The organism is Micromonospora rhizosphaerae (assembly GCF_900091465.1).
Lineage (GTDB): Bacteria > Actinomycetota > Actinomycetes > Mycobacteriales > Micromonosporaceae > Micromonospora > Micromonospora rhizosphaerae.
This window is the reverse complement of record NZ_FMHV01000002.1, coordinates 368,616-389,743: the sequence shown is the minus strand read 5'-3', so window position 1 is coordinate 389,743 and position 21,128 is coordinate 368,616. Positions and strand designations below refer to the sequence as shown.

Sequence of the window (21,128 nt, the reverse complement as noted above, 5' to 3'; positions counted from 1 at the left end):
ATGGCGGGCAACGTGAACCCCGGTGGCCTCGCCGACAAGGCCCGCGACCAGCTCGGTGCCGAGCTCCGCAACCTGGCCGGCGCGATCGGTGAGCGGGCCGTCTCGGTGGTGACGGAGCGGATCACCGGCGCCACCGGGCGGCTCAGCGAGTACGCCAAGCAGGGCGGCGGACCCGGCCTGGTCGCCGCTGCCACCGGCGCGCAGAAGCTCGCCGAGGGCAGCTCCCCGATGAAGGCCATGTTCCATGCCGGCCTGGCCGGCGGTAAGGAGAAGCTGATGTCGGCCCTCGGTGGCGGTGGCGGCAAGGGTGGCAAGGGCGGCAAGAAGAAGCTCAAGGTCACCAACATCGTGGAGACCATCGAGGTCGGCGTCCCGGTCCGGGTCGCCTACAACCAGTGGACCCAGTTCGGCGACTTCCCGAGCTTCATGAAGAAGGTCGAGAGCGTCGACGCGGAGAGCGACGAGAAGCTCGCCTGGAAGGCGCAGGTCTTCTGGTCGCACCGCACCTGGGAGTCGACCATCATCCGGCAGATCCCGGACAAGCTGATCCACTGGCGGTCCAAGGGCGAGAAGGGCTTCGTGGACGGCACGGTGAGCTTCCACGCGGTGAGCCCGGACCTGACCCGGATCCTGGTTGTCCTGGAGTACCACCCGCAGGGCCTCTTCGAGCACACCGGCAACCTGTGGCGGGCCCAGGGCCGCCGCGTCCGGCTGGAGCTGAAGCACTTCGTCCGGCACGTGATGACCCAGACCGTCCTCGACCCGGACTCGGTCCAGGGCTGGCGCGGTGAGATCGAGGATTCCAAGGTGGTCAAGGACCACGAGACCGCGCTGCGCGATGAGCAGGAGGCCCGCGAGCGGCAGGAGCGGGGTCGGGCGGCGGAGCCGGAGGAGGAGCGCGAGGAGCGCGCGGAGCGCCGGCCCGCCGAGCGCGGCCGTCGCCAACCGCCGCAGCGCCGCCGTCCTTCGAAGGACGAGTACGACGAGTACGAGGACGAGTACGAGGCCTACGAGGAGGGCGAGGACTTCGACGAGGGGTACGAGGAGAAGCCCGAGGAGCACCCCCCGCCGCGCCGCCGGCCGCCGGAGCGGGCCCGTCGCCCGCAGCCGCGCGAGGAGCAGCCGGAGCGGCCCCGTCGCCCCCTGCCCCGTGAGGAGCGGCCGGAGCGTCCCCGCCCGGCAGCCCGACGTGCCCCGGAAGCCCCCCGACGGCCGGTGGTCCGCCGCCGGCGAGAGGAGCGTGAGGAATGACCATCGCGACGACGACTAACGGCCAGACCGGCGGTGCGCTGGAGCGAAGCGGCAGCGGCGGCAGCAACCTGGCCGACGTGGTGGAGACCGTGCTGGACAAGGGCGTGGTGATCGACGCCCAGGTGTCGGTCGCCGTGGTCGGCATCCAGCTCCTCGAGATCAACGCCCGCGTCGTGATCGCCAGCGTCGAGACGTACCTGGGGTTCGCTCAGGCGGTCGACCGGCTGAGCATCGTGCCGAAGGGCCAGAAGGGGCTCCCCGACCTGGTCGAGGACGCGTCCGGCGCGGTGACCAAGGGCAAGGCGCTGGGCGGCCTCGGCCAGGCAGCCAAGGAGATCAGCGGAGCGCTGGCGGAGTCGCTGTATGACCGTGACCAGGAGCGGCCGCGTCGACGCAGAGAGGAGGAGCGCTGAGATGGCCGAGACGGGACTGTTCATCTACGGCATCGTGCCGTCCGATGTGGAGCCGACGTCGGACGCCGTGGGGGTCGGCGACCCGCCGGGTGAGATCGTCGCGATCCGGCACGGCGAACTGGCCGCGCTGGCCAGCGAGGTGGGGCTGGAGGAGCCGATGGGCCGGCCGGCCGACCTGACCGCGTACCAGATGCTGCTGGACGGGACGGCGGCGGTGGCGCCGGTGCTGCCGGTCCGGTTCGGCACGGTGGTGACCGGGCCGGACGCGGTGGAGGACCTGCTGGGCGCGCACCACGACCGGTTCGCCGCCGCGCTCGAGGAGTTCGAGGACCGGGTCCAGTACACGGTGCACGGCCGCTTCGACGAGCAGGCGGTGATCAGCGAGATCCTGGCCGCGAACCCGTCCGCCGCCGCGCTGGCCGAGCAGGTACGCGGCCGGCCGGAGGCGGAGAGCCGGGAGCAGCGGATCCGGCTCGGCGAGATGATCGGCCAGGTGGTGGAGCTGAGCCGGGAGGCGGAGAACCGCGAGCTGATCGACGCCCTCACCCCGTACGCGGTGGTGCACGCGCCCCGGCAGCCGAGCCACGAACTGGACGCGGTGAACGTAGCCTTCCTGGTCCGGACGGACCACGAGGACGACTTCGTCCGGGTCGTGGAGGACTTCGCCGAGCAGCGGCGGGACCTGATCCGGATGCGGCTGCTCGGCCCGCTCGCCCCGTACGACTTCGTCGACGCCGACCAGCTGGTGGGGTGATCGGTGGGCATCCTCTGGGGCTTGCTGACCTGGCCGTACGCCCCGGTGCGGGGGCTGACGGCGGTGGTCAGGGTGATGGCTCGGGAGGCGGAGTCGCAGCAGTACAACCCGGTCAACATCCGGCGGGAGCTGGAGGAGCTGGACCGGGCGGCGGCGGCCGGCGAGATCACCGAGCGGGAGCGGGACCGGAGGCAGCAGCAGGTCCTGGAACGGTTGGCCGAGCCGGCCGCCGGCACCGGGCCTACGCGCCCCAGCGCCGGTCGACGAGCCCCGCCTGCCGGGCAGCGGCGGCCGGTTGTCCGCCGCGCCGGCCGACGGGGCGACCAGGAGCGCGGGTGAGGGAGATGAGATGGCACCAGGACGGATCCGCGGCGACGGCGACCGGGAGCGCTGGCCCGACCGCGGCGCCCGCGACGACGACGACCGGTACGCCGACGAGGTGGAGTACGAGCCGGTGTCGGCCGCCGAGGCGGCCCGGGAGGGGCTGCGCCAGATCGTCGGGCTGACCGGCAAGGACCCGCTCGGGATCACCTCGATCGAGGCCACCGACGACGGCTGGCTCATCGGGGTGGAGGTGGTCGAGGACCACCGGATTCCCGCCTCAACCGACCTGCTCGGCCTCTACGAGGTCGAACTCGACGTGGCAGGCGGCCTGCTGGGCTACCGGCGGACCCGGCGCTACCAGCGCGGAAAGGGGGACTGAGATGACCACTGCGCGGACTTCCTCGATCGTCCAGAACTCCGGCCAGATCCTGCCGGCCGGGCACGAGCCGGCGAACCTGGGCGACATCCTCGAACGGGTGCTCGACCGGGGCATCATCATCGCCGGCGACATCCGGGTCAGCCTGCTCGACATCGAGCTGCTGACGCTGAAGCTGCGGCTGGTCATCGCCTCCGTCGACACCGCGCGGCAGATCGGCATCGACTGGTGGGAGCACGACCCGTGGCTGAGCTCCCGGGCCCGGCCGCCGGTCGAGCCCGGCCCGCGCGACCCGGAGGAGGTCGAGGCGGAGCGGCGCCCTCGGGTCGCCCGCCGGGCCGAGCGCGCGAGGAGGGAGGAGCGGGATGAGTACGACCGCTGAGACCACGCCTGCCGGCGGCGCGCCGGGCACCGGGACGGGGGTCTGGCTGCACGGCGTGGTCGCCGACGCGGATCCGGCCGTGCTGGCCGGGATCACCGGCATGGACGGCAGGCCGGTCCGCGCGGTCCGGGCCGTCGGCCTGGTCGCGGTGGTCAGCGCGGCCCCACTCACCGAGTACGGCGAGGAGGCGCTGCGCCGCAACCTGGAGGACCTGGCCTGGCTGGAGCGGGCGGCGCGGACCCACCACGCGGTGGTGGACGCGCTGTCCCGGGCCGGCGCGGTGGTGCCCGCCCGGCTGGCCACCGTGTACCGCGACGACGACCGGGTGGCCCGGGTGCTCACCGAGCGGCGCGACGAGCTGGCCGGCACGCTGGCCGGGCTGACCGGCCGCGAGGAGTGGGGCGTCAAGGGGTACGTCGTCCCCGGCGCGGTGCCCCGGTCCGCGGAACCCGCCGGCGAGGGCGGTACCGGTGCGGCGTACCTGCGGCGGCGCAGGGCCCAGCTGACCGCCCGGGAGGAGGGGCAGCGGATCGCCGCCGAGGCTGCCGCCACCGTCCACACCGCACTAGCCGGGTACGCGGTGGCCGCCCGCCGGCACGCCCCGCAGGACCGGCGGCTCTCCGGCGCGGCGACCGCGATGGTGTTGAACGGCGCGTACCTGATCGACCGGGCCGCCCTCGACGGTTTCTCCGAGCTGGTCGGGGCTCTCGCGGACCGGCATCCGGAGCTCCGGCTGGAGCTGACCGGGCCCTGGCCGCCGTACTCCTTCGTGACCGAACCATCGGCGGAGCCGGCACCCGCGGTGCGGGAGCGGGCATGACCGCCGATCGGAGGCCGGCATGGGCGTGACCTCGCTCGCGCCGAGCAGCGCGGACGACCCGCTGACCTACCGGCCGGTGGCGCTGGTCGACCTGCTCGACCGGGTGCTCGCCACCGGGGTGGTGATCACCGGTGACATCACCCTCGCCATCGCCGACATCGACCTGGTCCGGATCTCGCTGCGCGCCCTGATCGCCTCGGTCGGCGCGCTGGCCCGGCCCGAGCCGCCGGACGCCGACGGTCCGTTCATTGTGGAGGCCAAGCCGTGACCGATCGGGACGAGGCGGCGGACCTCGCGGCGGCGCTGGGTGAGCCGCGATGGCAGGCACCCCGGGTGACCCCGCTGGACCGCCGCCTGGCAGTGGACCGGGACTCGGTCGAGCGCGGCCTGGCCAGCCTGGTGCTCACCGTGATCGAGCTGCTGCGTCAGCTGATGGAACGGCAGGCGCTGCGCCGAGTGGACGTCGGCGACCTCACCGAGGAGCAGATCGAGCGGATCGGCGCCACGCTGATGGCGCTGGAGGAGCAGATGACCGAGCTCCGCGAGTACTTCGGTCTCGCCCCGGAGGACCTCAACCTCGACCTCGGGCCGCTGGGCCCGCTGCTGCCCACCGACTGACCGGTCACGCCTGCCGCGAGGCTGCGTACGCGGCGAGCCAGGCGACCTGGGTGAGGTCCAGCGAGGGGCGGACGCGTTTGCGGGCGGCCTCGACGTGGGCGGCGGTGACCGTGGAGGCGGTCAGCGACTCCCGCATCGCGGCGAGGGCCGACTCGCGGACCAGCGCCGCGCAGTCGGCCGCCGAGAAGCCCTCCAGCTCCGCGCCCAGCCCGGCCAGGTCCACGTCCGCGGCGAGCGGCACGTTGCGGGCGGCGGCGCGGAGGATCTCCGACCGGGCCGGGCCGTCCGGCGGCGGCACGTAGACCAGGCGTTCCAGCCTGCCCGGACGCAGCAGCGCGGGGTCCACCAGATCCGGTCGGTTGGTCGCGCCGACCACCACCACGTTGCGCAGGGCCTCCACCCCGTCCAGCTCGGTCAGCAGCGCGGCGACCACCCGGTCCGTCGTACCCCCGTCGGTGGCCTGGCCGCGGACCGGGGCGAGCGCGTCCACCTCGTCGAGGAAGATCAGCGTGGGCGCGGCCTCGCGGGCCCGGCGGAACAGCTCCCGGACCGCGCGTTCGCTCTCGCCCACCCACTTCGAGAGCAGCTCCGCGCCCTTCACCGAGAGCACGTTCGCCCGGCCGGAGCCGGCCAGCGCGGTCACCAGGTACGTCTTGCCGCAGCCCGGCGGCCCGTAGAGCAGCACGCCGCGCGGCGGCCGCACGCCCAGCCGGGCGAAGGTGTCCGGGTAGGTCAGCGGCCAGAGCACCGACTCGGTCAGCATCTCCTTGACCTCGTGCAGGTCGCCGACGTCGTCGAGGGTCACCGACGCCAGCTCCAGGGTGGACGCCGCCATCGTGGTCGGCCGGACCACCTCCAGCGCGGCGGCGAAGTCGGCCATCGCCACGGTCGGTGTCTCCGCCACCTTCTGCCGCAGCGCCGCGCGCACCCCGGCCTCGCGGACCAGTGCGGCCAGGTCGGCGGCAACGAAGCCGGGGGTACGCCCGGCCACCTCGTCCAGCCGGACGTCCTCGGCGAGCGGGACCTGGCGGGTGAGCACCGTCAACTGCTCCCGGCGTAGTGCCTGGTCGGGCAGGCGGACGGTGATCCGCAGCGAGAGCAGGTCCGGGGCGCGTAGCGCCGGGTCCACCGCCTCCGGCCGGCTGGTCGTGCAGACCACGGCGGCCCCGGCCCCGAGGGTCTCGGCGAGCACCTGCCGGAACACGGTGGCCACCGGGCCCGGTTCGTCGGTCGGGGCGAGCGCCTCCACGTCGGTGACCAGGAGGACGGCCGGGCCGTCCGCGCGTACCGCGGTGGCGGCGGCGCGCAGCCGCTGGGCCGCGGCCTCGTTGCTCAGCGCCGCCACCTCGGGCGCCCAGAGCGGGCAGACCCGGGCCCGGACCCGGGCGGCGGCCGCGCGGACCAGCGCCGACTTGCCGGAGCCGGCCGGACCACTGACCAGTACGCCGAGCGAGATGGTGGTGCCCAACCGGCCGAGCACCTCCCGGTGGTGGAAGCCGAGGTCGAGCAGTTCGATCAGCTCCTCGGCCTGCGCCCGGAGCCCGGGCAGGTCGTCGACGGTCGGCGCCTGGTCCGGCTCGACCAGTTCGGGCCGGGACTCGGTTGCCAAGGCCCATTCCGTCCCCGCTCCCGCCGGCCGGTTCACCGGGGCCCGGCCGCCGGCCCCGGTCGTCGGACCGGTGCCACCGGTCAGCCGACCGCTCGCGTCCTGGCCGACCGGGGCGGAGCCGTGGGCGGCCGTGCCGTGCTCCCAGCCGACGACGGTGTCCATGGTGACCAGTGCGCCAGGGTCCGGCTCGACGGTGACCACGGTGAGCAGGGTGCTGGTCCAGGCGTACCCGACGGTGTTGGCCAGGCTGCGCCGGGCCGCATCGACCAGGGTGCGGATCGAGGCGTCGGGTTGCACGTCCTGCGGCAGCAGCGAGACGTCGTCCCCGGCGGTGACCACCTTGCCGAGCAGCGCGAGGCGCAGCATCTCCGGGGAGACCGCGGCGATGATCTCGACCGGGCCGGTCAGGGTCACCCGCCGCGCGGCGGTAACCGGCGCCCGGCTCACCGCCACCTGTCCGCCGTCGCGGATACCCAGGTTGCCGAGCAGCAGGTCGTCGGCGTACAGCAGGCCGGTGCTCGCGGTCTGCTCGGCCGCGGCCGCGATGCCGGCGGTCACCCGGCGGCCAGCCAGTCGGACCGGGTCGCCGGGGCGCAGCGCCAGCGCGGCCAGCACCTCGGGGTGCAGGCGGACGACGCCGCGTCGCGCGTCGAGCGCCGCCGGGCGCAGGCTCGCGGTCAGGGTCAGGTCGGGTTCCCCCACCGCCCGACAGTAGCCGCCGGCGCCACCTCCTGCGTCACCGCTGCGCGCCGTTCGTCAGCTCGGCGATGAGGCGAGTGCTCAGCGCGCCGCCGGCCCGCCCGGCGAAGAGGGTCATCTCGTACGCGACCGTGCCGAGGTTGGCCGACCGGTCGGCGACCACGCCGAGCACCCCTCCGCTGCTGATCGCGCTGATCAGCAGATAACCCTCGGACATGTCCACGATCACCCGGTTCAACCCGCCGAGGGCGTACCAGTTGGCCGCGCCTCCCGCCAGGCTGGTCATTCCAGAGACGACGGCGGCGAGCCGCTCCGCGTTTGCCCGGTCCTTGCTCGCGGACATGGCCATCAGCAGGCCGTCCGGCGAGACCGCGATCGCCTCCATCACCCCGGGGGTGCTCGAGGTGAACGAGTCGAGCAGCCAGTTGAAGGTGCGGGCCTCCGGGCTGAGTCCCCCGGCGCGTTTCTGCTGGTCGACGTCGTCCTGCATGATCTGTCTCCTCCGGCGCGGGGACTCTGCCGGTGCCCGGGTCGTCGAGGCAGTCCCGTCCACCGGACCGGAAACTAACCGACCCACCCAGGGCATGAGTGCCCTCGCTGAGTCAGCTTCATGTCACTTCGACCGATATCACATCACGTTGATTCTCTCGGCACGGAGCGTTCCGTCCGGCGGGCGTCCTGCATGGATCGGGTGCGGTTTGCGAGTGAAGGTGTGAATTCACGTGATCCGAATGCATCCCGTTGGACGCTCGGGACGTCCGGCGTAGGTGGATCTCAGCCAACGCTCAGGATCAGCGCCGTACGGTGAGCCGCATGAGATCTCCGCTGTCGGCCGCGCGGGTCCGGCGCGCCCTGGCCACCCGCCGACGCCGCGTGGTCGCCGCGTCGGTGGTGGTCGTCCTGGTGGCGGCCGTGGCGGTCTGGGTGGCCCGGCCGGAGCGGCCCGACTTCCGGACCGAGGCGGCGATGGTCAGCGTCCGCTCCGGACCGGACGGCGACCAGCCGATCGACCTGGACACCACCCTCTACCTGCCGGAGGACGCCTCGGCCGACCGCAAGGTGCCCGCCGTGCTGCTGGCGCACGGCTTCGGCGGCACCAAGGAGTCGGTCCGGACCGACGCGGAGGACCTGGTCCGCCGCGGGTACGCGGTGCTCACCTGGACGGCCCGCGGCTTCGGCCGCAGCGGCGGCGAGATCCACCTGGACAGCCCGGACTACGAGGTCCGGGACGCGCAAGGCCTGCTCGACCGGCTCGCCGCCCGGCCGGAGATCCGCACCGACGCCGCCGGCGACCCCCGGGTCGGCGTGGTCGGCGGCTCATACGGCGGCGGGCTGGCCCTGCTGCTCGCCGCCCAGGACCGGCGGGTCGACGCGATCGTCCCGATGATCACCTGGAACGACCTCTCCCGCGCCTTCCTGCCGGAGAGCACCGGGAAGGCCCCCACGGAGGGCGTGTTCAAGAAGGGCTGGGCCGGCATCTTCTTCGGTGGCGGCGGTAGCGCCGGCTCCGGCCCGGCCGGGCTCTCCGGCACCGCCGCCGCCCAGCCCGAGGGCGCCCCGGCGGCGGGCGGCCCGCCCAGCCCGCGCCCCGGCTCGGGGCCCGGCTCCGGTCGCGCCCCCGGCGGCGCCGCCGACCCGTCCTGCGGCCGGTTCGCCGCGGACGTCTGCGCCGCGTACCTGCGGATAGCCACCACCGGCCGGGCCGACGCCGAGGCGGTGGCCCTGCTGCGCCGGTCCAGCCCGGCCGGCGTGCTCGACCGGATCACGGCGCCCACCCTGCTGGTGCAGGGCGAGGCGGACAGCCTCTTCCCGCTCGCCGAGGCGGACGCCAACGCCCGCGGCATCGCCGCCGCCGGCACCCCCGTGCGGGTGGCCTGGTTCACCGGCGGTCACGACGGCGGCGAGGGGCCGCAGAGCGACTCCGACCGGGTGCGGTTCCTGACCGCGCAGTGGCTCGACCACTACGTCAAGGGCGAGGGCGACGACCCGGGCGAGGGCTTCACCTTCTCCCGGATCGCCGGCTTCGACGCGCTCGACCGCGGCCTGGTGGCGACCGGCTACCGCACCACCGACTACCCCGGGGTGACCGGGGACGGGCGCCGCGAGGTGCCGGTCACCGGCCCCGCCCAGCCGATCGCCAACCCGCCCAACGGCAACCCGGCGGCCATCTCCTCGGTGCCGTTCGCCGGGACGCTCGGCTCGCTGCTCGACGGGGTGGCCGGCGACATCCCCGGGCAGCACGCCCGGTTCGAGTCCGCGCCGCTGACCGAGGCGGTCGACGTGGCCGGCGCGCCGACGGTCCGGATCCGGGCCGCGTCGCCGACCGGCGAGGCCGTGCTCTTCGTCAAGCTCTACGACGTCGACCCGAACGGCGCCGCCACCCTGCCCGACGGGCTGGTCGCCCCGGTCCGGCTGACCGGCCTGCCGAAGACCATCGACGCGGCCCAGCCGGTTGCCGTCACCCTCCCGGCGATCGTCCGCCGGATCGAGGCCGGGCACCGGCTGCGGGTCGTCGTCGCGACCTCCGACCAGGCGTACGCCACCCCGGCCGAGCCCACCGTCTACACGGTCGCCCCGGGCAGCGGGCCGGTGACCCTGCCGACCGTCGACGCCGAGCCCATCCCCACCGCGGCCACGGTCTGGCGCTGGGTGCTGGCCGGCCTGCTCGCCGCGATCGCGGTCGGGCTCGTCGCGGTCGTCCTGGTCGCCCGCCGGCGGCACCGCCGCCAGGACAGCTCCATCCACCCGCGGTACGCCGACATCCCGCTCGCCGTGCGCCAGCTCCGCAAGGAGTACGCGGACGGCTTCGTCGCGGTCTCCAACGTGGACTTCGAGGTGCACCCCGGTCAGGTGGTCGGCCTGCTCGGGCCGAACGGCGCCGGCAAGACCACCACGCTGCGGGTGCTGATGGGGCTGACCCAGCCGACGGCGGGAGAGATCTACGTCTTCGGGCACCGGCTGGTGCCCGGCTCGCCGGTGCTCTCCCGGATCGGCGCGCTGGTGGAAGGGCCGGGCTTCCTGCCGCACCTGTCCGGGCTGGAGAACCTGAGGGCGTACTGGCGGGCGACCGGGCGGCCCTGGGCGGACGCGCACTTCGACGAGGCGCTGGAGATCGCCGGCCTGGGCGCCTCGGTGCACCGGCGGACGAAGAACTACAGCCACGGCATGCGGCAGCGGCTGGCCATCGCGCAGGCCATGCTGGGCCTGCCCGAGCTGCTGGTGCTGGACGAGCCGACCGACGGGCTGGACCCGCCGCAGATCGCCGAGATGCGTCGGGTGCTGCAGCGGTACGCCACCGACGGCCGGGCGGTGCTGGTCTCCAGTCACCTGCTGGCCGAGGTGGAGCAGACCTGCACCCACGCGGTGGTGGTGAACAAGGGGCGGATTGTCGCCTCCGGCCCGGTCGAGGAGATCGTCGGCGAGTCGCCGAGCGTGCTCTTCGAGGTGACCGACCCGGACGCCGCCCGCACGGTGCTCGACCGGCTGGACGGCGTCCGGGTGCTGCCGGACGGCGACGGCGGCCTGGTGGTGGACACCAACGGCACTGCCCGCAGTGAGGTGGTGGCCGAGCTGGTGCGGGCCGGGATCGGGGTGGACCGGGTGGTGCCGCGGCGCCGCCTGGAGGACGCCTTCCTCGCCCTGGTCGGCGAGAACTCTCGGGGAAGCGGGGACCGGTGATGGCTCAGTCGTCTTCCGTCGGCGCGGTTGGCCGGACCGGCCCAGGTGGCGCCGCGCCGGGGTACCGGCCGTCGGCCACCCTGCCGTTCGTGGCGGAGTTCCGCCGGCAGGCGTCGCGGCGGCGTACCCAGTTGGCGCTCGGGTTCATGCTGCTGCTGCCGCTGATCATCCTGGTCGCCTTCCAGTTCGACTCCGGTGACGACGACCGGGGCGGCCGGGGCGAGTTCTCCAGCCTGGCCGACCTGGCCACCTCCGGCGGGCTGAACTTCACCCTGTTCACGATCCTGGTCTCGGCGTCGTTCCTGCTGGTCGTGGTGGTGGCGCTGTTCTGCGGGGACACGGTGGCCAGCGAGGCGAGCTGGGGCAGCCTCCGCTACCTGCTGGCCATCCCGGTGCCCCGGGCCCGGCTGCTCACGGTGAAGCTGCTGGTCGCGCTCGCGTACTCGGCGTTGGCCCTGCTGCTGCTCGCCGGCACCGCCCTGGTCGCCGGGACCCTTCGCTACGGCTGGTCGCCGCTGCGCAGCCAGGTCGCCGCCGAACTGGCCCCGACCGAGGGCCTGTTGCGGCTGGTGGCGGTGCTCGGCTATCTGGCGGTCGTACTCCTGGTGGTGGCCGGCCTGGCGTTCCTGCTCTCGGTGACCACGGACGCCGCGCTCGGCGCGGTCGGCGGCGCGGTGCTGCTCTGGATCCTCTCCAGCATCCTGGACCAGATCACCGCGCTCGGCGTGCTGCGCTCCTTCCTGCCGACCCACTACAGCAGCGCCTGGCTCGGGTTGCTCTCCACGCCGATGCAGACCGACGACGTGGTGCGGGGCGCCATCTCGGCGGTCAGCTACGCGACGCTCTTCTGGGCGCTGGCCTTCTGGCGCTTCACCCGCAAGGACGTCACCAGCTGACCGCGGAGGCGATGTCGTCTCCTCCGCTCCCTTTTGGAGCTGCCCCGTGCAGGCCGCCGCCGGCTGCCGCCTCGGCTGGGTCGAACCGCCGAGCTGTGGGTCAGGGCGACGAGTCGGTGGCGACCGCCGCTCAGGGAGCCGGGGTCGACGTCGCGCGCCGGTCGGTGAACGCCCACCGCAGCTGCGGTTCCACGGCCCAGCCGAAGAGCCGCCGGACGGGAGAGGAGGCCAGGACTCCCGTCGCGAGGACGGCGAGCGCACTGATGGTCAGTACGCCGGCGAAGGATTTGACGAACGGCGAGTGCTGGAACTTGTAGGCGAGCGCGATCTGAACGATGAACCCGTGCAGCAGGTAGGTGTACTGGGTGCCGGCGGCGAGCGGGGTGAGCAGATTGCGGTTCGCCGGCACCAGGGCGAGAAAGGCGACACTGAGCACCAGCGCGGCCGCGGCCAGGCCGAGTGCGCCGATGGCCCACGTCCCCCAGCTGACGTCCAGTTGCGCGTGCCCGTCGTGCCGGTAGAACCAACCAGTGGGCAGCTGCGGGGCGTAGTGGTAGACGGCGATCAGGGCTGCGGCGAACACCAGGACGGCGGCGGGGCGCAGCCACCGGGTGTCCCGGATCCATTCGAGGTGTTCGCGCCGGACGGTGAGGCCGAGCACGAAGAACGGGAGGAACTGGAGGATCCGGGCCAGGTCCAGTTCCCCGGAGAGCGAGGCGGCGCCCGAGGCGAGCATGACGACGGTCGCCACCGCGACCGGTGCGCGCAGGTTGAGCCAGAGCGGTGCGGTGACCCGCCAGACGAACAGGGCGACCAGGAACCAGGTCAGGTAGAAGGGCGTGACCAGGTCGATCGGGTGGGACTCGTCCAGGCGGTAGTTGTTGTACAGCTGGTATGCGGTGGCGAAGATCAGATAGGGCACCAGGGTGCTGGTGAGGAGCCTGCGCAGCCGGCCGGGATGAGAGGCGTCCGCGGCGAAGGAGCGGGAGAGGTAGCCGCTGATCATGACGAACAGCGGCATGTGGAAGGCGTACACCAGCAGGTAGAGAGCCCGCACGCCGCGCATCTCGTCCGGGGCGCCGGCGAGTGGGCCCCAGGTGTGGCCGAGGACGACCAGGGCGGTAGCCAGGAGTTTCGCGTTGTCGAGATAGGCGTCCCGGGAGGGCCGGGACATGGTGGCGCGATCGGCTGGGGTGGCTTGGCGGGGCAGAGCTGGGACGGGCATGGCGGGGGCTTTCGCGAGTAGGGCAGCGCGTCGGGGCGGGACGACGTGGCACCGGCTGGGAGCCCACGGTGGCAACTGCCCGGGGTGAGGCGCCGTGGCCGGCTCATGCTAGTGCGCCGGCCGCCGCCGACCTCGTCGCGGTCGCTCCGCAACTGGCGTACGCCGTGCTCGTCGCCGCCGTGATCGCGGTGCTCGCCTGGAACACCGGGGTGCAGCGGCTGGGCGCGGTGAACGCCGCGCTCTTCATGAACCTGGTCCCGGTGACCACCTTCGTCGTGCAGACCGCCCGCGGCTACCGGCCCGGCGCGGTGGAGCTGGTCGGCGCGGCCCTGACCATCGCCGCCCTGGTCGCCGCCAACCTGGCCACCCGCCCCCGCACCGCCGCCCCCGGTCGCCGCCGCGCCCCCCGCGGCCACCGCCGTCACCGACCGCGCGGCGATCGTCGACCAGGTCGCCGTGGTGGCGCATTGAGCCGGGCGGCGGCTCACACCGTGGGAACCGCCGGTGGCGATGGCGGGAGAAGTGCATAGACTCGGCGGCACAACTGCATACCTCATCCAGAGGGGCTGAGGGATACGGCCCGACGACGCCCCGGCAACCACCCGCGCGCTCGACGACGAGCGAGGAGCGGGCAGGTGCCAATTCCGTCCCCGCCGCAGGGTGCGATGCGGGGAAAGATGAGAGGACTCCTCGACATGACGTCGACGCTTCCCGCCACGTCCGGCATCGACACCACCCTCAGCCCGGCCCGCGCCCTGGTCTGTCGGGCCTGTTCCGCGCGCTACCCGCTGGCCGCGCAGCACGCCTGCTACGAGTGCTTCGGCCCGCTCGAGGTCGACTACGACACCGCCGCCCTCGCCGCCGTCACCCGGGAGCAGATCGAGGCCGGTCCCAAGAATCTCTGGCGGTACGCCGCGCTGCTCCCCGCCGGCCAGGACCCGGCGACCCGGGTGACCCTCAATCCGGGGCTCACCCCGCTGGTCGCCGCCCCGCACCTCGCCGCTGAGCTGGGCATCACCGCCCCGCTCTGGGTCAAGGACGACAGCGCCAACCCCACCCACTCGTTCAAGGACAGGGTGGTGTCGGTGGCGCTGACCGCCGCCCGGGCGCTCGGCTTCACCCGGTTCGCCTGCGCATCCACCGGCAACCTGGCCAACTCGGTGGCCGCGCACGCGGCTCGGGCCGGAGCTCCGTCGGTGGTCTTCATCCCCGGCGACCTGGAGCAGGGCAAGGTGGTGACCACCGCCGTCTACGGCGGCGAGCTGGTCGCCATCGACGGCTCGTACGACGACGTGAACCGGCTCTGCGGCGAGCTGGTGGAGACCGACGAGTTCGAGGACACCGCGTTCGTCAACGTCAACGTCCGGCCGTACTACGCCGAGGGGTCCAAGACCCTCGGGTACGAGGTGGCCGAGCAGCTCGGCTGGCGGATTCCCGCGCAGGTGGTCATCCCGATGGCCAGCGGAGAGTTGCTCACGAAGATCGACAGGGCGTTCTCCGAGCTGGTCGAGATCGGCCTGGTCGAGGCGCCGGCCGGCGGCTGGAAGGTCTTCGGCGCCCAGTCGGCCGGGTGCAACCCGATCGCCACCGCGCTGCACTCCGAAAGCGACACCATCACCCCGGTCAAGCCGACCGGCATCGCCAAGTCGCTCAACATCGGCGACCCGGCCGCCGGCCTGTACGCGCTGGAGGCGGTGCGCCGCACCGGCGGCTGGATGGAGTACGCCGCCGACGACGAGATCCGGGCCGGCATCCGGCTGCTCGCCCGGACCACCGGGGTGTTCGCCGAGACGGCCGGCGGGGTCACCGTGGCGGTGCTGCGCAAGCTGGTCGAATCCGGCCGGCTCGAGCCGACGGCGGAGACGGTCGTCTTCAACACCGGCGAGGGCCTCAAGACCATCGACGCCGTTGCCGCCCAGGTCGGCCCCACCCACCGGATCAAGCCGTCCCTCCGCGCGGCCCGCGACGCCGGCCTGCTCGGCTGACCGGGAATCGCCCGGACGGGGGATCGGGCCGATCCGCCGGGTAACTGGCTTTTCGCTGTGAGTGCGGAAAACCCGCCGCTAAGGACTTGACGGGCAGGATTCGGACGGCGCAAGATGCTCCGTGCGGGAGGGCGTTTCGCCGGAGACTTTCAGTTCTTTCGACCCAGCGCCGAAGGCGTTGTGCGATCGTCCCTCCCGACCAACGTCGCGATCGGGGCCAGCGGAAATTCGCTGGCCCCGATCGCTGTTCGGGGTGCACCCTCGGTGGCATGCGGATCACGATCGCGCCGTTCGACGCGGCCGACCCGGCGGCGGTCGACGAGGCCTACCGGATCGGTGCGGCGGTCGAGAAGGCCGACGTACCAGACTTCCCGCCGTTCTGCCGGCAGCGGTTCACCGCCGCCGTCCGGCACCCCATGCCGGGCACGGCGCGGCTCTGGGCGCTGGCCCGGCTCGACGGGGTGCCGGCCGGTTACCTCGCGCTCGATCTCCCGCAGCTTGACAACATCGACAACTCCGACGTCGAGCTGGTGGTGCATCCGGCGTACCGGCGCCGGGGCGTCGGACGGGCGCTGCACGAGTACGGCCTGCGCCTGCTGCGCGAGCGCGGCCGCAAGCGGGTCATCGGGGCGACCGTCTCGGCGTTGCCCGGGGGAGTGGCCCGGCCCGAGGCGGGCGACGCCTTCGCCACCGCGATGGGCGCCCGGCCGGCGCTCGCCGAGGTGCGCCGCCGGCTGGACACCGGCCGGCTCGACCAGGCGGCCCTCGACGCCCTGGCCGCCGACGCGCGGACGCACGCGACCGGTTACCGGATCGTCCGCTGGCGCGGCGACACCCCCGAGGAGTACGCCGCCGACGTGGCGTACCTCGACGGCCGGCTGATGGCCGACGCGCCCCTCGGGGACCTGGAGTGGGAGCCGGAGCGGGTCGACGTGGAGCGGCTGCGGGGCACGGAACGGGCGCTGAACGCCCGGGGCCGCCGCCGGTACCACCACGCGGCGGTGCACGAGGCCTCCGACCGGGTGGTCGCGTGGACCCTGATCGACCTCGGGCCGAACGCCGACTGGCATGCCTACCAGCAGATCACCATCGTCGACCCGGCGCATCGGGGGCACCGGCTCGGTCTGCTCACCAAGGTCGAGAACCTGCGGTACGTGCTCGATCACGAGCCGGCCCTGCGGGCGATCGACACCTGGAACGCCGCCGAGAACCAGCACATGATCGCGATCAACGAGCAGCTCGGCTTCCGGCCGGTGGACGCCTGGACGGACTGGCAGCTGACGATCTGAGTTGTGACACCGCCCTACTGATCGTGGGGCTTCCTGTTGCATGATGGCGGGCATGACGGAGAGCCCGCACCCCCTGTACGACAGGCACGCCGACACCCTCAACCGTGCGCTGACCGCGATCACGGAGCGCGGGTACTGGTCCGCCTACCCGGAGTCGCCCAGCCCCCGGGTCTACGGCGAGACCGCCGCCGCCGACGGCAGGGCCGCCTTCGAGGCGTACCTCAACGCCGACTTCCCGCTCGACCAGCCGGGTGACGGCGAGACCGTCGCCACCGAGGCGAGCCCGTTCGGCCTGGAGCTGAACGTCCGCTACCCGCACGCCGCGGCCGACCAGCTGGTGGGCGCCGCGACGGTCGCGCTGCCGGCCTGGCGCGACGCCGGCCCGCAGGCCCGGGTGGGCGTCTGCCTGGAGATCCTCGACCGGCTGCACAAGCACATCTTCGAGCTGGCCAACGCGGTGCAGTTCACCAGCGGCCAGGCCTTCGTGATGGCCTTCCAGGCCGGCGGCGCGCACGCGCTGGACCGCGCGCTGGAGGCGATCGCCTACGCGTACGCGGAGATGACCCGGCACCCGGGGACGGCCGGCTGGGAGAAGGCCGCCGGCAAGGGCGACCCGCTGCGGATGACCAAGACGTTCCACGTGGTGCCCCGCGGGGTGGCCCTGGTCATCGGCTGCAACACCTTCCCGACCTGGAACTCGTACCCCGGCCTCTTCGCCTCGCTGGTCACCGGCAACCCGGTCATCGTCAAGCCGCACCCGCGCGCGGTGCTGCCGCTGGCCATCACCGTGAGGTACGCCCGGGAGGTGCTCGCCGAGGCCGGTTTCGACCCGAACCTGGTGCTGCTGGCCCCGGAGGCCCCCGGCGAGAAGCTCGCCTCCACCCTCGCCCTGCACCCGGCCGTGAAGATCGTCGACTTCACCGGCTCCACCGAGTACGGCGACTGGCTGGAGGCGAACGCCCGACAGGCGGCCGTCTACACGGAGAAGGCCGGCCTGAACACGGTCGTGATCGACTCCACCGACGACTTCGCCGGGATGTGCCGCAACCTCGGCTTCACGCTGACCTTGTACAGCGGTCAGATGTGCACCACCTCGCAGAACCTGCTGATCCCCCGGGGCGGCATCGAGACCGACCAGGGGCACAAGAGCTTCGAGGAGGTGGCCGCCGGGATCGCCACGGCGGTCGGCAAGCTGACCGCCGACCCGGCCCGGGGCGTCGAGCTGACCGGCGCGATCGTCAACGATGCCGTGCTGGAGCGGCTGGACGAGGTCACCAAGGTCGGCGAGCCGGTGCTGGAGTCGCGGACCGTGGAGCACCCCTCCTTCCCGGGGGCGATCGTGCGTACCCCGACCGTCGTCAAGCTGGACGCGACCGACACCGCGACCTACTCCCGGGAGTGGTTCGGGCCGATCTCGTTCGCCATCGCCACCAACTCGACCGCGCACAGCCTGGAGATCCTGCGTACGACGGTGGGGGAGAAGGGCGCGCTGACCGCGGGGGTCTACTCGACGGACGAGGCGGTGCTGGACGCGGCCGAGGCGGCGGCGATCGAGGCCGGTGTGCACCTGTCCTGCAACCTGACCGGCGGCGTCTTCGTCAACCAGTCGGCGGCCTTCTCCGACTTCCACGGCAGCGGTGCCAACCCGGCCGCCAACGCCGCGCTGACCGATGGCGCGTACGTGGCGAACCGCTTCCGCATCGTGCAGAGCCGTCGCCCGGCGTGACGGCGTGACGAGCGGGCCGCCTTTCCGGACGGGAGGGGCCCGCTCGCTCAGGCGGGGCGGCGCATTTGGAGTTCGCGCAGCGTCGGGATCTTCGGGTGCGGGACGCGTACCCCCGTGTCCACGAAGCCGAGGCGCTGGTAGGCCCGGTAGGCGCGGTCGTTGCCGACCACGACCTCCAGCATCAGCTCGGGCCGGCCGCAGGCCCGGGACCAGGCGGCCACCTCCTCGACCAGGTCGGCGAGGAGCCCGCTGCCCCGCCAGGTCGGGGTGAGGTAGACGGCGTAGATCACGGTGAGCCCCGGCTCGCCCGGGGCCACCGTGCCGCCGGCGTGCCCGACGAACCGGCCGCCGGGGTCGGCGACGAACTGGGCCGTCCCGGGGCCGGTGGAGACCGCGGCGATCCGGGCCGCGTAGTCGGCGTGCGGGCGGGCGGCGGCCTCCGCGACGGTTTCCAGGAAGGCCAGCGGCGCGTCCGCGAGCATCTCCAGTCGGAGCGCCCGCATCCGGGCGGCGTCCTCGGGGCTTACCCGGCGGACGGTTGCGGTGCGGGCCAGGGTGGTCGGCGCGCTGGTCATCAGAACTCCTTCGAGGAGACCTCGCTTCAGGGCGGGGAGGAATCGAACTCCTGCGGAGCAGGGTAGAGATAGCCGCCGCCAAGGTGGACGGGCGTCCCGAGAGCCACAGGTTGTCAGAGGGCGATGCGATAGTTCGCGACCGCGTGGAAGAAGACCGAGGACCTGGCCTACCTCAACGAGGTGTCCTCCGTTCCGCTTCAGCAGGCCCCGCGGCGCCTTCAGACGGCCTTCACCAACTTCTTCGCCAAACGTGCGCAGTTCCCGCGGTTCAAGTCGCGGAAGAAATCGCGGAGGTCGGTGGAGTACACGACCAGCGCTTTCCGCTTCCGGAACGGCGAGCTGACGCTGGCGAAGATGGCGGAGCCGCTGCAGATCGTGTGGTCCCGCCCGCTCCCCGAGGGTGCGAAGCCATCGACGGTGACCGTGTCTCAGGATGCGGCTGGGCGCTGGTTCGTATCCCTGCTGTGCTAGGACGCAGCCGCTCCCCGCCATCGGCGCGGCGATCGGGATAGACGCCGGACTTGACCATCTGCTGACCCTGTCGACCGGGGAAAAGATCACCAACCCTCGACATGAGCGGCGGCTGGCGGTGGCGGCCGGTGGAGCTGGTGTAAGACCTCAACGGGAACCCTCCCGGACGAGGCGGCCGGCGACGAAGCAGGAAGCCTCACAGGCGACCGTCGAATCCCGGTCGTCCAGGGCCGGGAGAATGTCAACTCGCATGCATACCGGAACGACGCCCGCCGCCCTGTGCGGCCCTCGCCTGTGCGGTCGGAGCCTGGCTGGAATGTGCCCGATTTGTGGTCGTGCGCCGTCGTCACGCCTCGTGTAGCGTGCGATTTCGGTCACCGATTCAGCGGCCGTCGCCGATCGCCGAAGCGGTGGTCCGGGCGCGGGCTCGTCCGGCGTTCGGGTTGTGGTACGCCGCGCAGAGTGAGGAATGCACCGTGGCACAGGGCACCGTGAAGTGGTTCAACGCCGAGAAGGGCTACGGCTTCATCGCCGTCGACGGCGGGCAGGACGTCTTCGTTCACTTCTCCGCGATCGAGATGGACGGTTACAAGGCGCTGGACGACGGCCAGCGGGTCGAGTTCGAGATCGCCCAGGGCCAGAAGGGCCCGCAGGCGGAGCGCGTCCGCGTCATCGCCTGATTTCCTCTCTTCCTTGCCGTCCTCCCGGCGGCTGTACCACCCGATCCGGGGCTGCGGTGCGGGCGCGCACCGTGGAAGATCGTGAGCCGTTCCAGCCATCGCTGCTGAGGAGGGTTCATGTCCGACCAGCCCCCGTCGGGTCCCACGGAGCCGGCTTCTCCCCTGCCACCCGATCCGGGCCGACCGGTCGATCCGACGTCGGCCACGTCTCCGGCCGCTGATCCGACGGTGCCGGGGCAGTGGGCCGGACCGGATCCGGCGGGGCCGGGACAGCCGGCCGCTCCGTTCGGCCCGGGGCAACCCGCCGGGCCACCCTTCCCGTGGGATCCGGCCGCCCTGCAGCCGCAGGGCTGGGTCTGGCCCCCGTCCGGTGTCCCCGTGCCCGCCGGCCCGTACCCCGCTCTCCCCGGCCAGCCGTACGGCTGGTATCCGGCCGGCGCGGGCTGCGACCCGAACGACCCGCTGGTCACGCCGCCGAACGCGGGGTTGAGCGGCTGGTTCTCGCGCTGCACGGGGGCGCTGCGCCGCAGTTGGCGGCTACTGATCCCGATCATGCTGCTCACCCAGGCGGCGCCAGCTGCGGCGGTGTCGCTGCTCTCCCTCGGGCTGAACCCGTCGGCCCAGCTGGAGACCCTCCCCGGCGACGGCTCCGCGCCCCTGCCCGACGGCTACCTGGCCGACGTCGCCGCCTTCGGCGGCGCGGTGCTGCTCGGCAGCCTGCTCCTCGGCCTGTTGCAGAGCCTGGGTTGGGCGGCGGGCACCTGGGCGGTCACCCGGCAGGCGGCGGGTGAGCCGGCAGACCTGGGCGGCGCGCTGCGTTACGGGCTGCGCCGGGCTCTCGGGCTGTGGGGTTGGACGCTGCTGAGCTCCGTGCTCATCGGGGTCGGGGTCTGCTTCTGCGTCCTGCCCGGGATCTACCTGGCCTTCGCGACGGCCCTCGCCGGCCCGGTCTACCTCTTCGAGCGGGAGAACCCGATCGGCCGATCCTTCCGGATGTTCCACGAGCGGTTCGGACCCGTGCTGGGCCGGCTGGCGCTGGTCGCGGCGGTGCTGATCGTGGGCAGCGTGGTCGGCGGCGTGCTGGAGTCGGTGGGCATGCTGCCGTTCGGCACCGATCCGCTGGCCACACCCGGCGCGACGGCGGGCGCGGTCGCGGTGATCGTGGTGGCCGCCGTGCTGGTCGTCCCGGTCTACCTGGTGCAGCTCGTCGGGCTGCTCGCCACGTACGCGGAGCAGCGCGCCCACGAGGGTCCGGTGAACGCAGCCCGACTGGCCGCGGAACTCGGCTGAGCGGGGCGATCCTGCTTGCACTCGGCAAGGCAGAGTGCTAAACAGGTGATTGGCACTCGCACACCGT

21 protein-coding genes, 2 pseudogenes and 1 riboswitch are annotated in these 21,128 nt (G+C 73.2%); of the genes and pseudogenes, 18 read left to right on the top strand and 5 right to left on the bottom strand.

All coding sequences use genetic code 11. The annotated features are described in order from the left end of the window. The 9 genes from GA0070624_RS01940 to GA0070624_RS01900 are packed head-to-tail and all read left to right on the top strand — an operon-like array spanning position 1 to position 4,938. Positions 1-1,251 carry an SRPBCC family protein gene (locus GA0070624_RS01940; RefSeq protein ID WP_176731558.1) on the top strand — a complete coding sequence of 417 codons (1,251 nt, stop codon included), beginning with the start codon at positions 1-3 and terminating at the stop codon, positions 1,249-1,251. After that, on the top strand, positions 1,248-1,664 hold the full coding sequence (gene gvpJ / locus GA0070624_RS36725; RefSeq protein WP_091336100.1) for a gas vesicle protein GvpJ: 417 nt from the start codon (positions 1,248-1,250) through the stop codon (positions 1,662-1,664). The genes GA0070624_RS01940 and gvpJ (GA0070624_RS36725) overlap by 4 nt, the downstream gene beginning before the upstream one ends. 1 nt (position 1,665) lies before the next feature. After that, a complete protein-coding gene (locus tag GA0070624_RS01930) occupies positions 1,666-2,418 on the top strand; it encodes a GvpL/GvpF family gas vesicle protein (protein ID WP_176731557.1) in 753 nt (250 codons plus the stop codon). A 3-nt stretch (positions 2,419-2,421) separates the two neighbouring features. Then, the gene (locus GA0070624_RS01925; RefSeq protein WP_091336095.1) at positions 2,422-2,757 is read left to right on the top strand and encodes a gas vesicle protein GvpG; all 336 of its coding nucleotides are present in this window, start codon (positions 2,422-2,424) and stop codon (positions 2,755-2,757) included. 10 nt (positions 2,758-2,767) lie between these two features. After that, positions 2,768-3,121, top strand: coding sequence for a gas vesicle protein GvpO (locus GA0070624_RS01920; RefSeq protein WP_091336093.1), 354 nt, complete (start codon positions 2,768-2,770; stop codon positions 3,119-3,121). 1 nt (position 3,122) lies between these two features. Beyond that, complete coding sequence (gene gvpJ, locus GA0070624_RS01915) at positions 3,123-3,500, top strand: gas vesicle protein GvpJ (protein WP_091336091.1); 378 nt, start codon at positions 3,123-3,125, stop codon at positions 3,498-3,500. After that, positions 3,484-4,320: a GvpL/GvpF family gas vesicle protein gene (locus GA0070624_RS01910; protein WP_091336090.1), complete on the top strand. Its 837-nt coding sequence runs from the start codon at positions 3,484-3,486 to the stop codon at positions 4,318-4,320. Before gvpJ (GA0070624_RS01915) ends, GA0070624_RS01910 begins: the two co-directional genes overlap by 17 nt. A gap of 19 nt (positions 4,321-4,339) precedes the next feature. Continuing rightward, positions 4,340-4,588 (top strand): gas vesicle protein, encoded by a 249-nt coding sequence (locus GA0070624_RS01905; protein WP_091336088.1) that lies wholly within the window; start codon positions 4,340-4,342, stop codon positions 4,586-4,588. Next, positions 4,585-4,938 carry a gas vesicle protein K gene (locus GA0070624_RS01900; protein ID WP_218105096.1) on the top strand — a complete coding sequence of 118 codons (354 nt, stop codon included), beginning with the start codon at positions 4,585-4,587 and terminating at the stop codon, positions 4,936-4,938. The genes GA0070624_RS01905 and GA0070624_RS01900 overlap by 4 nt, the downstream gene beginning before the upstream one ends. Before the next feature lie 4 nt (positions 4,939-4,942). On the opposite strand, the pseudogene GA0070624_RS01895 reads toward GA0070624_RS01900, so the two are convergent. The 3 genes and pseudogenes from GA0070624_RS01895 to GA0070624_RS01890 form a co-directional block, all read right to left on the bottom strand. Next, positions 4,943-6,505: pseudogene (locus tag GA0070624_RS01895) on the bottom strand (AAA family ATPase); the annotation flags it as partial. A 149-nt stretch (positions 6,506-6,654) separates the two neighbouring features. Continuing rightward, a pseudogene (locus GA0070624_RS36720) lies at positions 6,655-7,249 on the bottom strand (AAA family ATPase); the annotation flags it as partial. Between the two features lie 34 nt (positions 7,250-7,283). Beyond that, a complete protein-coding gene (locus GA0070624_RS01890) occupies positions 7,284-7,736 on the bottom strand; it encodes a roadblock/LC7 domain-containing protein (protein ID WP_091336084.1) in 453 nt (150 codons plus the stop codon). A 323-nt stretch (positions 7,737-8,059) separates the two neighbouring features. On the opposite strand from GA0070624_RS01890, the gene GA0070624_RS01885 reads away from it, so the two are divergent. Then, positions 8,060-10,924 (top strand): alpha/beta fold hydrolase, encoded by a 2,865-nt coding sequence (locus GA0070624_RS01885; RefSeq protein ID WP_091336082.1) that lies wholly within the window; start codon positions 8,060-8,062, stop codon positions 10,922-10,924. Beyond that, positions 10,924-11,820, top strand: a complete 897-nt coding sequence (locus GA0070624_RS01880) for an ABC transporter permease (RefSeq protein WP_091336080.1) — start codon at positions 10,924-10,926, stop codon at positions 11,818-11,820. The genes GA0070624_RS01885 and GA0070624_RS01880 overlap by 1 nt, the downstream gene beginning before the upstream one ends. Positions 11,821-11,950: 130 nt before the next feature. Here GA0070624_RS01880 and GA0070624_RS01875 read toward each other — a convergent pair whose 3' ends face one another. Next, on the bottom strand, positions 11,951-12,994 hold the full coding sequence (locus tag GA0070624_RS01875; RefSeq protein ID WP_091336078.1) for an acyltransferase family protein: 1,044 nt from the start codon (positions 12,992-12,994) through the stop codon (positions 11,951-11,953). Positions 12,995-13,113: 119 nt separating this feature from the next. On the opposite strand from GA0070624_RS01875, the gene GA0070624_RS01870 reads away from it, so the two are divergent. The 4 genes from GA0070624_RS01870 to paaN all read left to right on the top strand — a co-directional run bounded on the left by GA0070624_RS01870 (position 13,114) and on the right by paaN (position 18,045). Beyond that, positions 13,114-13,575 carry an EamA family transporter gene (locus GA0070624_RS01870; protein WP_176731556.1) on the top strand — a complete coding sequence of 154 codons (462 nt, stop codon included), beginning with the start codon at positions 13,114-13,116 and terminating at the stop codon, positions 13,573-13,575. A gap of 20 nt (positions 13,576-13,595) precedes the next feature. Beyond that, positions 13,596-13,729, top strand: a riboswitch (SAM riboswitch). Between the two features lie 11 nt (positions 13,730-13,740). Continuing rightward, entirely contained in the window at positions 13,741-15,030 is a 1,290-nt protein-coding gene (gene thrC, locus GA0070624_RS01865; RefSeq protein ID WP_091336073.1) for a threonine synthase, read from the top strand. A 269-nt stretch (positions 15,031-15,299) separates the two neighbouring features. After that, positions 15,300-16,319 carry a GNAT family N-acetyltransferase gene (locus tag GA0070624_RS01860; protein WP_091336071.1) on the top strand — a complete coding sequence of 340 codons (1,020 nt, stop codon included), beginning with the start codon at positions 15,300-15,302 and terminating at the stop codon, positions 16,317-16,319. Between the two features lie 52 nt (positions 16,320-16,371). Further along, positions 16,372-18,045 carry a phenylacetic acid degradation protein PaaN gene (gene paaN / locus GA0070624_RS01855; RefSeq protein WP_176731555.1) on the top strand — a complete coding sequence of 558 codons (1,674 nt, stop codon included), beginning with the start codon at positions 16,372-16,374 and terminating at the stop codon, positions 18,043-18,045. Positions 18,046-18,092: 47 nt separating this feature from the next. On the opposite strand, the gene GA0070624_RS01850 is transcribed toward paaN, so the two are convergent. Next, entirely contained in the window at positions 18,093-18,620 is a 528-nt protein-coding gene (locus GA0070624_RS01850) for a GNAT family N-acetyltransferase (protein ID WP_091336067.1), read from the bottom strand. 180 nt (positions 18,621-18,800) lie between these two features. Between GA0070624_RS01850 and GA0070624_RS01845 the strand changes: the two genes are divergently transcribed. The 3 genes from GA0070624_RS01845 to GA0070624_RS01835 all read left to right on the top strand — a co-directional run bounded on the left by GA0070624_RS01845 (position 18,801) and on the right by GA0070624_RS01835 (position 21,061). After that, positions 18,801-19,091 carry a hypothetical protein gene (locus GA0070624_RS01845; protein ID WP_218105095.1) on the top strand — a complete coding sequence of 97 codons (291 nt, stop codon included), beginning with the start codon at positions 18,801-18,803 and terminating at the stop codon, positions 19,089-19,091. Between the two features lie 476 nt (positions 19,092-19,567). Next, positions 19,568-19,771 carry a cold-shock protein gene (locus GA0070624_RS01840; protein ID WP_013288855.1) on the top strand — a complete coding sequence of 68 codons (204 nt, stop codon included), beginning with the start codon at positions 19,568-19,570 and terminating at the stop codon, positions 19,769-19,771. Between the two features lie 378 nt (positions 19,772-20,149). Next, a complete protein-coding gene (locus tag GA0070624_RS01835; protein WP_245718622.1) occupies positions 20,150-21,061 on the top strand; it encodes a hypothetical protein in 912 nt (303 codons plus the stop codon). Positions 21,062-21,128 lie beyond the last annotated feature (67 nt).

Excerpts from the sequence above, each read along its gene's own strand:
- GA0070624_RS01920 (WP_091336093.1), top strand. The coding sequence starts at position 2,768 with ATGGCACCAGGACGGATCCGCGGCGACGGCGACCGGGAGCGCTGGCCC.
- GA0070624_RS01940 (WP_176731558.1), top strand. The coding sequence starts at position 1 with ATGGCGGGCAACGTGAACCCCGGTGGCCTCGCCGACAAGGCCCGCGAC.
- gvpJ (WP_091336100.1), top strand. The coding sequence starts at position 1,248 with ATGACCATCGCGACGACGACTAACGGCCAGACCGGCGGTGCGCTGGAG.
- GA0070624_RS01850 (WP_091336067.1), bottom strand. The coding sequence starts at position 18,620 with ATGACCAGCGCGCCGACCACCCTGGCCCGCACCGCAACCGTCCGCCGG.
- GA0070624_RS01930 (WP_176731557.1), top strand. The coding sequence starts at position 1,666 with ATGGCCGAGACGGGACTGTTCATCTACGGCATCGTGCCGTCCGATGTG.
- GA0070624_RS01860 (WP_091336071.1), top strand. The coding sequence starts at position 15,300 with ATGCGGATCACGATCGCGCCGTTCGACGCGGCCGACCCGGCGGCGGTC.
- GA0070624_RS01910 (WP_091336090.1), top strand. The coding sequence starts at position 3,484 with ATGAGTACGACCGCTGAGACCACGCCTGCCGGCGGCGCGCCGGGCACC.
- paaN (WP_176731555.1), top strand. The coding sequence starts at position 16,372 with ATGACGGAGAGCCCGCACCCCCTGTACGACAGGCACGCCGACACCCTC.
- GA0070624_RS01880 (WP_091336080.1), top strand. The coding sequence starts at position 10,924 with ATGGCTCAGTCGTCTTCCGTCGGCGCGGTTGGCCGGACCGGCCCAGGT.
- GA0070624_RS01890 (WP_091336084.1), bottom strand. The coding sequence starts at position 7,736 with ATGCAGGACGACGTCGACCAGCAGAAACGCGCCGGGGGACTCAGCCCG.
- gvpJ (WP_091336091.1), top strand. The coding sequence starts at position 3,123 with ATGACCACTGCGCGGACTTCCTCGATCGTCCAGAACTCCGGCCAGATC.
- GA0070624_RS01885 (WP_091336082.1), top strand. The coding sequence starts at position 8,060 with ATGAGATCTCCGCTGTCGGCCGCGCGGGTCCGGCGCGCCCTGGCCACC.
- GA0070624_RS01875 (WP_091336078.1), bottom strand. The coding sequence starts at position 12,994 with ATGTCCCGGCCCTCCCGGGACGCCTATCTCGACAACGCGAAACTCCTG.
- thrC (WP_091336073.1), top strand. The coding sequence starts at position 13,741 with ATGACGTCGACGCTTCCCGCCACGTCCGGCATCGACACCACCCTCAGC.
- GA0070624_RS01905 (WP_091336088.1), top strand. The coding sequence starts at position 4,340 with ATGGGCGTGACCTCGCTCGCGCCGAGCAGCGCGGACGACCCGCTGACC.